Here is a 13,014-nt window from a genome sequence, read left to right on the forward strand (position 1 = left end):
AAATAACCCCAAAAACCTTTTAAAGGTTTTTGGGGTTATTTTTTTAAAAAGCTTTTCGTTAATTAAAAATACCTTCTAATTGCGACTCTAAAGCTCCAGAATCTACAGCTCCTTTTTGTACCGCTTCCACTAGAGACATCATATTTTCTGGCTTCATTTTATTTCCCAACACTCGTACAAGTGCAAATCCATTTTCATCATCACTTCCAAAAAGAATAACTTCATCTATAGCTTCGTCATCTCCAAGGTATTTTACTGTTCCTTTGTATTTTCCACTATTTATCACCATCAACTCTTCATACTTATCATCTTTTAAGATTGTCTGTACTGTAGTTTTCTCCTCTTCATAAGCTGCTTTATTATCAGTATTCACTTTAAAAGCCAATACATTTAGCTTTTTAACAGACTCATAAGCCTCTTTTTGCTTTTCAGTTAAAGAACTACTTGCAACACCTAATAAACTTGTTGGAAGGTCTATGGAGATAAAATTAGGGTTCTCTGCTTTATCTACATAATATTCTTGTAAACTCGGAGTTCCGTCTCCACATGACGCTGCTAGAATTGTAACAGCAAGGAGAAAAAATATACTTTTAAGATTTTTCATTTTCTATTAATTATTGATTGATGTTTTTAGTTAATATTTTATACCTCCAATAGCGAACAAACTATAGCGATATTGGAGGTTATAAAAGTCTTATTGCTGACTTCCAGCTTTTCCTAATTGGTCTCCCCCAGGAAGATCCATTTTACTCGTAAGCTTAGATATCTGACGTAAATCTATATTTCCAGTAAGAGAAAGTAAAACCGTTTCTGGCTTTTTACCATTAAATTCTAACTCTTCATAATTAAGATCCGTAACAAACATTAAAAGCTCCTGTACGTGGTTTTCATCTTTACCTTCCTTTACATAAAACTTAACATTAGACTCACCATCACGAACACGCATCAATTCTTCAAATGAAGACTTTTTTAAATGATTTGTAACCCAACCATCAATATCTTTTGTTACTGTAGCACTTTCTGTTGTGATTACCTTGAAGCTTGTAACGTTGTTTACAAGTTCAAATATGGCATCCGCTTCTGGATCGTCGGTACTGATATTAATTTTACTTAACATCTGAAACATTTTTGGCTGTAATGCTACAAATGTTACATCGTTGCTCTCCGAATATTTATCAAAAATTGATTGTGCTTGAGATATAAACGGCGCTACCGTTAATGCTATAATTAAAATTATCTTTTTCATATTTTCTTATTATTTCTTTAAGTCCTTTTAGCGTAATTATTTGTTTCTAATTATTAAAACACCTTGTATTAGTTAATAGTCTTTTTTAATTTATTAGTTATTAATAAAACGATTTGTATTTCTTTCAAACTCTTTTAAATAGGATGCTCCTTGTGTTCCCTTCTGAAAATTATCTGTTAATAAGGCAAATGCCAATTGTGCAGATTGAATTTCTTCTTTGGTATACTCTTCTTCTAAAGCAATTTCAGGAGATGGAGTATCTATAGGTCTATTTAAGTAAACACCAAAAACGATGGCAGCAACGGCAGCGACAGATATCCATTTTAAATAATTTCTATTTTTTCTAGGTTTTAATGGTATGTCTTGCGTGCTCTTCTCTTCTTTGGCTACAGAAAAATACTCAAACATAGATTTATATTCCTCTAAATGTGGCGCCACATCTGTTTGAGAGAAATACTCCTTTAATTTGTTTTCTTCAGCAACAGTTGCAGTTGCCTCAAAATACTTTTCCAGTAGTTTTTCAATCTCACTAAGTGAGAGTTGTTTTTTAGCTGTTTGAGGATTAATATTCCTCACATGCTTATCATTAGAATTGTTATTATTATTTGCTGATGCCATAACTGTGCTTTTTTAGTAATTGTTCTCTAACTGCTTTCCTTGCTCTCGATAAAGTAACTCGAATTGCAGTAGGATTCATTCCTAACATTTCTTCTATTTCATTATATTCATATTGCTCTACATCTCTTAATTGTAATACCATACGCTGTTGCTCAGGGAGGGTATTCATTATTTTTTGCATCCAACTTAGGCTGTCATCAACCTCTATTTTCTTTTGCAAAGATGTATTATTATCCTCATAATTGGTATGAACCAATTTTAAATTTCCTGCTTGCTTCGATTTTAAACGATCTAAACAAAAATTCTTTGTCATCGTCATAGCAAACGCCTCTACATTATTATAATTGTTAATCTTCTTTTTATTAGACCATAATTTTAATAATACTTCTTGCGTTGCGTCTTCAGCCTCCTCCGTAGAAACCAATAACCGCTTTGCCAGCCGAAACAGTTTATCCTTAAAAGGCATTACAGTATGTAAAAACTCCGTTTGTTGCATTTTGTTGGTTAATTAGATCGCTTAAAACTGCTTTCTACTTTCTAGACGAACAAGAATAGATTTTGTTACAATAATTTTATAATTAAAATAAATGTAAGTAATATTACGCTGATAACGCAAATCATAAACTGGCATTAATTTTGATATTTTTTAGTCTTTAATACGACTCATATCAATATGAAGCTAATTTATCCTCTTAAAAACAAACCTATGAGACACCTATTTAAATTAAAATGGGCTTTAATTTTTACATTAATATTTACCTACAGTTGCTCCGATCAAGATGACAATCCTGTACAACCACCTGTAAGCAGCGATCTTGAAATTCAAGATTTTATATGGAAAAGCATGAATAGTTGGTATTTATGGCAACCTGAAGTAGAAAATCTTTCTGATTCTAAAGACGATAATAATGAACAGTATAATGCTTTCTTAAGTAATTATGGACCCCCAGAAGGTATCTTTTCTGATGTATTATCTCCTAAAGATCGCTTTAGTTACATTGAGAGCGATTATGATAATTTATTCAACTCATTCTCGGGAGTGGCTACAACCAACGGAGTTGAGTTTGTTGTTACAAGACCTCCAGAAGGAGGAAATAAAGTACTTGGTGTAGTTACTTATGTTATAAATGGAAGTGATGCTAGTAATAAAAATGTTAAAAGGGGCGACCTTTTTAACGCTATTGATGGTACTGAATTATATGCTATTACTGATAGTAATGGCTCTATAATTGAAAGTAATTTTAGCCTTTTCAATCAAGAAAGTTATACCATGAATTTTGCTACTATTGAAAACGACTTAGTTGTTTCTAATAATGTAAACATTGAACTTAATAAAAGTGAACTTACTGAGAATCCTATTCATATCCACAAAACACTGGAAGTTAACAACACTAAAATAGGATATTTAATGTATAACAGGTTTGTTGGTGATTTCGATGAAGAACTTAATAATGTATTCAGTGAATTTAAAGCTGACGGTGTTACAGACTTAGTTGTAGATTTAAGATACAATCCTGGTGGTTCAGTAGCATCTTCTACAAGGTTGGCAAGTCTCATTACTGGACAGTTTACTGGAGAGCTATTTTCCAAAGCTACTTGGAATCCTAAATGGAGTGATTTTGATGAAGACAATAATTTCGTAGACAATATTGATGGCACAGCACTAAATAGCTTAAATCTATCAAGAGTATATATAATTGCTACAGACGCAAGTGCTTCTGCAAGTGAATTACTTATTAATGGTTTGGATCCATGGATAGGAGTAACCCATATTGGGGATAAAACAGTTGGTAAAAATGAATTTTCTATAACACTTATAGATAACCCTAATACAAGTAGTCCATACGCATATACTGGAAGCGCTTCATTAGCAGGTGTAAACCCAAATCATAAGTATGCTTTGCAGCCTTTGGTTGGAACCAATGAAAATTCTGCTGGATTTTCTGAGTTTACAGATGGATTAGATCCAGATATTGAAAAATTAGAAGTGTTAGGAGATTTAGGAGTTTTAGGAGATCCTAATGAACCTCTTCTTGCTGTTGCCATTGAGCAAATTACTGGAGTTTCAAACAAGTCTTTAAACCTAAGAACTTCTGATAAATTAAATATTAATACGATTAAAAGTTCTAACGACTTTATGCCATATAGAAACATTTCAAATTATGACTTTTACAGAATGAAATAATAAAGTCACTACATAAAACATAAAAAGTCTCAGATATTCTGAGACTTTTTCGTTTAAACATAGCAAAAACTCGGGATGCCCCTCAACACCCCGGAGGCTCTACAAACCTAACCTAAATCCTACTCTTATGTTTCTCCCTCTGGTAGTATATCCTAAAAGTTCTTCATAATCTTCATTAAAAATATTATCAAGATTAAGGAATACTGTAAACTTATTTGAGAACTGGTGATTCACATTAAAATTCAATAGAGAAAAAGCATCCAATTCAACATTCTGAGATGTAAAGTCTGGATTGTACTGAATATCTAAACGCTTTCCTGTAAATTGATATTGAAGTCCAAAATTAGTTTTCTTCAATAACTCGTATTGAATACCTGCATTTACCTTATGCTTAGGGATTCGTAATGCAACCTTATCTCTATTTTCAGTAAATGTATAGTTGGCATCAATAATAAGAGATTCTATTGGTGTTACCGTAGCTTCTACCTCTACCCCATTCACCGTAAAGTCATCATCAGAATTTTCATATCCAATATCAGTATAACTAATAAAATTTTCTTCATATCGATTGAAGTAAACCCCGCTAATTCTGAATTTTTCGTTGTTATACTCCATTCCTCCTTCTAAAGTTCTATCTTCTTCAGGCTCTAAATCTGGATTTGCACCATAAGCTCCAAAAAGCTGAGAAAGTGTTGGCGCTATATAAGATGTGCTGTAAGATCCCAAGAATTTTAAGTAATCATCATTAAACTTTAATGTATATGATGGATTAAAATTATAGGTAAAATTAGTACCATATTCACTATGGTTATTCATTCTCCCTCCAACATTCATGTTTAATCCAAAATCGGAAACCCAAACAACATTTGCATAAGGATCGGAAGTAGAAAAATCGGTATCAGCACCCAAAGTTGCTTCGCTTTTCATATAATTAAAACCGATTATAGTATAGAATTTATCACTAAAATTATATTTATTAAATAAATCTACTACAGTGCTATTGGCTTCATAAGAATTTGGAAATGAAGAATAAATATCTCTATCAATAGTATTGTAAGATGCATTTAAAGTTACGCTACCATTGTTATAGGTATATTCTGGAGTTATAGCAACTCTAAATTGCTCGCTTTCCGAATAGTCATCGCTATCTTGTTGAGGCGAAGAACTATCAAAATCTGCTTTAAATTTATCATAGTATCCTAATACTTTAAATGAAAAACGATCTGAAAATTTATAGCCTAAATTAATATTAGAATTGATTCTGTTAAACGGATCTTTTTCCTCACCGATTACTGCGGAAAGTCCGTCTGTATATTGATTTCCAAATCCTGCTAAATATGTAAACTTCCCTAAAGTTCCATTAACAGAAGCTCTATTAGAAAAGTCGGATAAATTGTAATCGTTTTCTTCTGATGATTGATTAGAACCTATGCTACTCTCAAAATTAGCTCCTATTTTATTCGCTCCTGCGCTTTTGGTGGTAATATTTATTACGGCTGTAGCAGCACGGTTTCCATATAAAGTACTCGCTGCACCTTTTACAATTTCTATAGATTCAATTTGATTAAGATCTAATAATCTCAAATCAAAATCCATAGCTATTTGAGATGGATCACTTACTTGAATTCCGTCTATCAATACTAATACTTGTCGGTTGTTTCCCCCACGAACGAAATAAGATAAGTTCTGACCAGCATTACTTCTACTCCCATTAATTTCTATCCCACTCTTGGTATTTATTACTTCGGCCACAGAACGCCCTTGGTTACGTTGTAATTCTTCTTGGGAGATTTTAATTACTGTTTTACCTGAGTTCTCACGCTTTAATGAAAATCGTGAATCAGATACTACTACTTCTTCCAACTGCTGGATATCTTCATCCTGTTGGAGGTTACTTTTTTCTTGTGCAGTCGCAAGTGTGCATATAAATCCTGCTGCACAAAGAGAAAAAATTCTTTTGTTCATTCTAAAAGTTTTATAAAAGGGAAAAAAGTATGAGTTTACCCATACGCAAACCTTTATCCCGAAAGTTTGACATAAATAAATTTTGAATCTTGGCAGGTCTCCTGGCTTGCTTTTATGTTATTCTACCTTCCCATCTTAGCAAAATTGCCTTAACAGTGGTTTTCGAAGAAAATAACACACTTTATAAAAGATACGCTACTAATAATAAACTTATTGTAACGATAAAGCTTACAGTTGCGGGAACAGCCACGGATTTTAACCGTATTCCCTTTTAATTTAAATCTATTGAAAACAGATTTAAAACCATAAATTCGCCACAAAATTAAACATTTTAAATAAGCTTACCATTAAAAGAGATATTAATCTTAATTTTATTGCTGAAATATTATTGACTACCATACTAAAGAACTCCTTATAAATGAAAAATCTATTATTTCTAACAATTCTCCTGTTCCTATCTTGTAAAGAAACACCCAAAGAAAAAACTCAAACAACTCCACCCCATAAAATAATAGAACAGAATGTTACTAGCACTCCCATTAGTTACGCAAAGGGTTTTAGCATAACAAAGCAAGATAAAATTACAATTATCAAAGTAAATGCACCTTGGCCAAGTGCTAATAAAACCTTTACATATGCTTTAGTTCCTGAAAAGGATTTGAAAACTATTAGCCTTGATGATTCTCTTTACGATGCTATTATTAAAACACCCGTAAAACGAATGATTGCAACTTCAACTACGCATATTCCTTCTATTGAAGCATTGGGAATTGAAAATACTCTAATTGGTTTTCCTGGAACAGATTATATCTCTTCTAAGCCAATAAGAGAAAAAATTGAAGCTGGAAAAGTAAAAGAGCTCGGTTTAAATGAATCTATAAATACTGAGGTATTAATAAATTTAGAGCCAGATTTAGTAATGGGTTTTACTGTTGAAGGCGAAAATAAAACTTATCAAAATATCGTAAATTCTGGTACTCCTGTTGTTTACAATGGAGACTGGGTAGAAGCTACCCCCCTTGGAAAGGCAGAGTGGATTAAATTTTTTGGAGCTTTTTTTAATAAAGAAAAACTTGCCGATAGTATTTTTAATAACATCGCTAAATCTTATAATGAAGCAAAAGCATTGGCGGCAAATACTGATATCAAGCCTACTGTTTTTAGCGGCTCTATGTTTAAAGATATTTGGTACGCTCCTGCTGGAGAAAGTTGGGTTGCTCATTTTTTAAATGATGCAAATGCTAATTATATATGGAAAGATACCTTTGGAAATGGGAGCTTATCTTTAAATTTCGAAAGTGTGCTTGAAAAATCAAAATCAGCGGATTTCTGGATTGGTCCTGGGCAATTTACAAGCTATAGTCAGCTGCAAGATAATAATGTACATTATACTCAATTTGATGCTTATGCCAATAAAAAAATATATACTTATAGCCTAACTACAGGCGCAACAGGTGGTATTCTTTATTATGAATTGGCTCCAAACAGACCAGATATCGTTTTAAAAGATATAATTCATATTTTGCACCCTGAAGTATTAACAGATTACGAACCTGTATTTTTTAAGCCATTGCAACCTTGAATTCAATAAAAACATATCGATTTCAGTTTATTATACTCGCTGTCTTATTGATAATATTCTTTCTTATAAATATAAGTTTAGGATCTGTTAATATTCCAATCAAAGAGATTATAAATTCTCTTATTGGAAATGAAATCGAGAAACAATCATGGCAATATATAATTCTAAACTACCGACTCCCAAAAGCATTTACAGCAATTTTAGTAGGTAGCGGACTCTCCGTTAGCGGTTTACTAATGCAGACACTTTTTAGAAATCCTTTGGCAGGACCCTTTGTGCTAGGAATAAGCTCTGGAGCTAGTCTTGGGGTTGCAATTCTTATTATGGGCTCTTCCCTATTTGCTAGTATTTTTAGTTCGTTTTTTTTAAGCGGAATTTCTATTACAATTGCTGCAACCATGGGTAGTTTTTTAGTACTACTTTCCATTTTTGTAGTCGCAAATAAAGTAAAAGACACCATGGCATTACTTATCATTGGACTCATGTTCGGGAGTATCACTACAGCCGTTGTAAGTGTGCTTTCCTATTTTACAAGCAAAGAAAAACTACAACAATATATTTTTTGGTCGTTTGGAAGTCTAGGAAACCTTAGTTGGAGTCAACTGCTACTACTATTCACACTTTTTATTATAGGAATCTTAATTACAATAACCGTACTCAAACCACTTAATGCTTTTCTATTAGGAGAAAATTATGCGCAAAGTATGGGAGTTCAACTAAAAAAATCTAGATATCTTATCATTATAGCAACAAGTATTCTCGCAGGAAGTATAACAGCCTTTGCCGGACCAATTGCTTTTATTGGCCTAGCAGTTCCACATTTAACAAGACAATTATTCAATACACAAAATCATCATATCCTATTACCTGCAACTATTTTATTCGGAGCTATTTTAATGCTGATATGCGATACTATTGCACAATTGCCAACAAGTGAATATTCACTTCCAATTAATGCAATCACTTCTATTATTGGAGCTCCCGTAGTGATATGGCTATTGGTTAGGAAACGTAAAATGGTGTTTTAAAAAACCTAATAAAACCTAACCATACGTTGATATTAAATTCTAGATGTCAATCAATAAAATATTTATACTTTTACCTGATATATTAATAACCATAATAGTTTCAACATCAATTTACAACAGCAAAATATAATACTAAAAACAAAAAACTTAGAAGTAGGATATATTTCTAAAAAAGTTAGTAATTCCATCGCTAAAGAGATTAATTTTGAATTAGTAACTGGAGAACTTACTGCCGTTGTTGGCGCAAATGGTATTGGAAAGTCTACACTTTTAAGAACTCTAGCCAGCGTTCAACCTAAATTAAAAGGAGAAATAGCTATAAAAGACAAAGCACTAGAATCCTTTGAAAACAGCGATTTAGCTAAAGAAATAAGCATTGTTTTAACAGAACATATTCCAGCAAGAAACTTAAGTGTTTTAGAAGTCATCGCATTGGGAAGACAACCTTATACAAACTGGATAGGGACACTTTCCGAGACAGATATTGAAAAAGTAAGGGAAGTTATTAAACTTGTAGGATTAGAGGCTCTAAAAGATAAAAAGTGCTTTGAATTAAGTGATGGTCAGATGCAACGGGTAATGATTGCTAGAGCGCTCGCTCAAGACACTGCTATTATTATTTTAGACGAACCCACTACCCATCTCGATATTTACCACAAGGCTTATATTTTAAAACTGCTAAAAACAATCGCTCAAAAAACAAGAAAAGCCATCCTATTTTCAACGCATGAAATAGATCTGGCTATTCAGTTATGTGATAAAATATTAATCTTAGATACTGAAAAATCAGCATTTGGAGAACCTTGTTCGCTAATCGAAAAAGGAAGCTTTAAAAATCTCTTCCCCGAAGATTTAGTATCTTTTGATCCTGCAACAGGATCTTTTAAGATTAAAAAATAATTATTTAAAGTTAAGATATGCCATTACAGGAAAATGATCTGATGGATATTTTAAATTCTTAGAATCACTAAAAATCCCACTTTTTAATACTTCAAAATCATTATCTGAAATAAACACAAAGTCAATCTTATTGTCTACAGGTTTTTCAAAATGAAACCCATTAAAAGTTCCATCTGGACCAAAAGCATTTTTTCCAGCTTCTAAATGACTATCAAGCATTTCCTTTTTAATAGCCACCACACCTTCAGAATTACTATCCAAATTAAAGTCACCCGTTAAAACTATCGGTAAATTTTTAGGATTCAGTTCTTTCATTTTCTTTAAAATAAGCTTTGAACTTTCCAATCGAGCAACATGACCTACATGATCAAAATGAGTATTAAAAACCATAAATTCTTTGCCAGACTCCTTGTCCTTAAAAGTAGCATAACTACAAATACGATTTAAAGCAGCATCCCAACCTTTAGAAGGTGTATTTGGTGTTGGTGATAACCAAAAAGTGCTCCCATTTTCTACATCATACTTTTTAACATTGTAAAAAATAGCTGAATATTCGCCTTTTGTATCTCCTTCATCTCTTCCTACTCCAATATACTTATAGTCTTTCAAAGCATGCTGAATATCTTCTAATTGACCATGGAGTCCTTCTTGCGTACCAAATATATCTGGAGCATAAAAGTTTAATTGAGAGATAAGAAAATCCTTTCTGCTATCCCAATTATTTTTAGCGTCGGAAGGGTTATTGTATTTAATATTGTAGGTCATTACTTTTAAATCTTGAGCATTTAAAAAGCTGCATGCAAAAAATAATAACAGTAGTGAATATCTTTTCATTTTTATTAAGTTTAGATTGCAACTAAACTACCAAAAATAATCTGGTCGTATAGTTATAAAATCTTTAAATTATTTAATTGGAGTCCCTCGCATTCTATCAAAATTCTTGTAACTATTTTCAATTTTCCTCTTTGGAGCTTGTTCATACTCCTTTTCAGTAACTTTATATACTTTTTGAAGCGTATCTAACTTTGTATGCATTTCTGCAATAACATCTTCATATTCTTCGTCGTTAATAGCATTATGCAACTCTTGCGGATCCTTTTCTAAATCGTAAAACTCCCAAGCATCTATATCATCATAAAAATGCATCAACTTATATCGTTTCGTTTTTACACCATAGTGCTTTTTAACCATATGAAAAGCTGGAAAATCATAATAATGATAATAAATGGCATCTCTAAAATTATCATCTTCAACAGTACCATCTAAAAGCGGTTTTATAGATTGTCCTTGCATTCCATCTGTTAATTCGTTTCCGCCAGCATAATCTAAAAAAGTCTGAGCAAAATCTAAATTTTGAGTAAGCGCATCTACAACAGTTCCTGGTTTTATTGCCTTTGGATATTGAATTAAAAAAGGCATCCTAAACGATTCTTCATACATAAAACGTTTGTCAAAAAAACCTTTTTCTCCTAGATAAAATCCTTGATCAGAAGTATAAACAACAATTGTATTTTCTGATAAACCATTTTCTTCCAAATAATCTAAAACCTCGCCAACTCCATCATCTACAGCCTTTACTGTTGCTAAATAATCATGTAAATAACGTTGCCCTTTCCATTCTGCTAGTTCTTTTCCATGTAAATCAGCCTCCCAGAAAGCATTGTTTTTTGGTAAATAAGCTTCATCCCAAATTTTACGTTGCTCAGGGCTCATTCGATCGAAATCGTTTGTCCAAGGATTATTAGAAAGCTCTGTACTAGCAAACTTCTTGCTCAATTTAAGATCATGTCCCTCATACATATCATCATAAATAGTTTGTATTTGTTCTTGTGCGGCAACTTGATTTTCATGCTTATCAAAATAAGTATCAGGAAGAGGAAATTTAATAGTATCATACACCGTTAAATAACGTAAAGGAGGCATCCAGTTTCTATGCGGAGCTTTATGGTGAAGCATCATAAAAAAAGGTTTGTCATCAGATCTTTTTTTATCTAGCCAATTAATAGCATCTTCAGTAATAATATCTGTTGCATATCCATCAATCTGTATGGAGTCGCCCATCTTCACAAAATCAGGGTTATAATAGTGCCCTTGATCGTCTATTATATTCCAATAATCAAACCCTTGAGGATATCCGTAAAGATGCCATTTACCAACCAATGCAGTTTCATATCCCAGTTTTTTTAATTTTTTAGGTAATGTAGGCTGACTCGCATCAAAACGCTCTCCATTCTGTCTGAAACCATTTATATGACTGTGCTTCCCGGTTAAAATAACAGCCCTACTTGGTCCGCAAATAGAGTTTGTACAATATGTATGATTAAAGATAGCGCCATTTTCTGCTATCCTATCAATATTTGGAGTTGGAGCTAATTTCCCGATCGGATGATTATAAGCACTTATCGCTTGAAATGCATGATCATCTGCCATAATAAATAATATATTAGGCTTCTGAGTAATGGTAGCTACTTCTGGTTTCTGCTCTTTTTTTTCTTTACAACTTGTAAATAAAACTGCTAAGATTAAAAAGGGTATAAATTTAAATATCAATTTCATGAGTATAGGTTTATCATTTTTTTGATGATACTTGTATGTTCGACACTATATGCTTCTTATTAACTATCGTCTCTGATATAAAACCTGCAATTTCATCTGTATAATTGTATGCTAGGTTTGCCCAATCGTGATTCCCTTCAGGATCCGTTGCTAGTAAATAAGAGCCTCCTAATTTATTAAGCTTATCTGTAATAGCTTTAGCTCCAAATAAGGTTATAAAACCTGGACTAGTAGGTTTACAATAATGGTGAGGCGCAATATAATAAGGAACCAAATTATCTTTCTTTCCATGAAAGAATATCGAAGGAATAACATTTTTCTCAGTTATATAATCTGTACTCACAAGCGCTCCAGCAAATGAAACAACTCCAGCATATTTTACAGCTCCAAATGGAATATCCTTCGTTTTAGGGCTTCCTTGCATATAAACGGTATTTAAAACCGCTTCGGCGCCAGCGCTGCTTCCTACCAAAATGATTTTATTAGCGTTGAAATTAAGAGTTGATGCTTTATCAGTTAGGAAACTTGTAGCATTAAGGATATCCTTAGTTACAGAATTAAAAGTTTCCATTTTTCCTGCTGAAGAATAATCGCATCCAAATGACTTCCCTTTTCTTGTAAGGTTATAACTCATTGAAGCTACCGCATAACCTCGTCTTGCCATATCGATACAAAACTTTTTTTCTAAAGGATTATCTCGTTTCCCTGATGAAAAACCTCCTCCATGAACCAAAATAAGCAATGGTCTTTTTGAAGATATATTTTCCTCTGAAGAATAGAAATCTAGATTTAATGTGTCAGAATACGTGAATGTTTCAGATGTAACCTCATCAGAAACATAATCTTTATATTGTTGTGCTTCTATTTGAAGCGATAGAAGAAAAAGAGCTACTAATAAAACTAGTGTATTTGTTTTCATTTTTATTCTTATTAT

Annotated in this window: 12 protein-coding genes and 1 riboswitch; of the genes, 4 read left to right on the forward strand and 8 right to left on the reverse strand. The window is 32.5% G+C overall.

From position 1 onward, the window contains the following. Positions 1-58 precede the first annotated feature (58 nt). From ACN0TY_RS12585 to ACN0TY_RS12600, 4 genes are all read right to left on the reverse strand, one after another. Complete coding sequence (locus tag ACN0TY_RS12585; RefSeq protein WP_417444786.1) at positions 59-604, reverse strand: DUF4252 domain-containing protein; 546 nt, start codon at positions 602-604, stop codon at positions 59-61. Positions 605-694: 90 nt separating this feature from the next. Further along, complete coding sequence (locus ACN0TY_RS12590; protein ID WP_236959214.1) at positions 695-1,246, reverse strand: DUF4252 domain-containing protein; 552 nt, start codon at positions 1,244-1,246, stop codon at positions 695-697. Between the two features lie 93 nt (positions 1,247-1,339). Beyond that, complete coding sequence (locus tag ACN0TY_RS12595; RefSeq protein ID WP_417444787.1) at positions 1,340-1,864, reverse strand: hypothetical protein; 525 nt, start codon at positions 1,862-1,864, stop codon at positions 1,340-1,342. Then, positions 1,848-2,360: an RNA polymerase sigma factor gene (locus tag ACN0TY_RS12600; RefSeq protein WP_236959212.1), complete on the reverse strand. Its 513-nt coding sequence runs from the start codon at positions 2,358-2,360 to the stop codon at positions 1,848-1,850. Before ACN0TY_RS12600 ends, ACN0TY_RS12595 begins: the two co-directional genes overlap by 17 nt. Positions 2,361-2,570: 210 nt before the next feature. Between ACN0TY_RS12600 and ACN0TY_RS12605 the strand changes: the two genes are divergently transcribed. Then, a complete protein-coding gene (locus tag ACN0TY_RS12605) occupies positions 2,571-4,049 on the forward strand; it encodes a S41 family peptidase (RefSeq protein WP_417444788.1) in 1,479 nt (492 codons plus the stop codon). 99 nt (positions 4,050-4,148) lie between these two features. On the opposite strand, the gene ACN0TY_RS12610 is transcribed toward ACN0TY_RS12605, so the two are convergent. Then, positions 4,149-6,014 carry a TonB-dependent receptor plug domain-containing protein gene (locus ACN0TY_RS12610; RefSeq protein ID WP_417444789.1) on the reverse strand — a complete coding sequence of 622 codons (1,866 nt, stop codon included), beginning with the start codon at positions 6,012-6,014 and terminating at the stop codon, positions 4,149-4,151. 73 nt (positions 6,015-6,087) lie between these two features. Beyond that, positions 6,088-6,337, reverse strand: a riboswitch (cobalamin riboswitch). Positions 6,338-6,432: 95 nt separating this feature from the next. Here ACN0TY_RS12610 and ACN0TY_RS12615 point away from each other — a divergent pair. The 3 genes from ACN0TY_RS12615 (at position 6,433) to ACN0TY_RS12625 (ending at position 9,524) form a co-directional block, all read left to right on the forward strand. Next, a complete protein-coding gene (locus ACN0TY_RS12615) occupies positions 6,433-7,596 on the forward strand; it encodes an ABC transporter substrate-binding protein (RefSeq protein ID WP_417444790.1) in 1,164 nt (387 codons plus the stop codon). Next, positions 7,593-8,624, forward strand: a complete 1,032-nt coding sequence (locus ACN0TY_RS12620) for a FecCD family ABC transporter permease (RefSeq protein ID WP_417444791.1) — start codon at positions 7,593-7,595, stop codon at positions 8,622-8,624. The genes ACN0TY_RS12615 and ACN0TY_RS12620 overlap by 4 nt, the downstream gene beginning before the upstream one ends. Before the next feature lie 198 nt (positions 8,625-8,822). Further along, a complete protein-coding gene (locus ACN0TY_RS12625) occupies positions 8,823-9,524 on the forward strand; it encodes an ABC transporter ATP-binding protein (protein ID WP_417444844.1) in 702 nt (233 codons plus the stop codon). Here the strand turns inward: ACN0TY_RS12625 and ACN0TY_RS12630 are convergent, their stop codons facing one another. The 3 genes from ACN0TY_RS12630 to ACN0TY_RS12640 form a co-directional block, all read right to left on the reverse strand. Further along, positions 9,525-10,358 (reverse strand): endonuclease/exonuclease/phosphatase family protein, encoded by an 834-nt coding sequence (locus ACN0TY_RS12630; RefSeq protein WP_417444792.1) that lies wholly within the window; start codon positions 10,356-10,358, stop codon positions 9,525-9,527. Positions 10,359-10,427: 69 nt separating this feature from the next. Then, on the reverse strand, positions 10,428-12,080 hold the full coding sequence (locus tag ACN0TY_RS12635) for a sulfatase (protein ID WP_417444793.1): 1,653 nt from the start codon (positions 12,078-12,080) through the stop codon (positions 10,428-10,430). Between the two features lie 13 nt (positions 12,081-12,093). Further along, positions 12,094-12,999, reverse strand: coding sequence for a carboxylesterase family protein (locus ACN0TY_RS12640; RefSeq protein WP_417444794.1), 906 nt, complete (start codon positions 12,997-12,999; stop codon positions 12,094-12,096). Between the last annotated feature and the right edge of the window lie 15 nt (positions 13,000-13,014).

Origin of the sequence: Joostella sp., from assembly GCF_048266025.1 — a bacterium.
GTDB lineage: Bacteria > Bacteroidota > Bacteroidia > Flavobacteriales > Flavobacteriaceae > Galbibacter > Galbibacter atrarenae.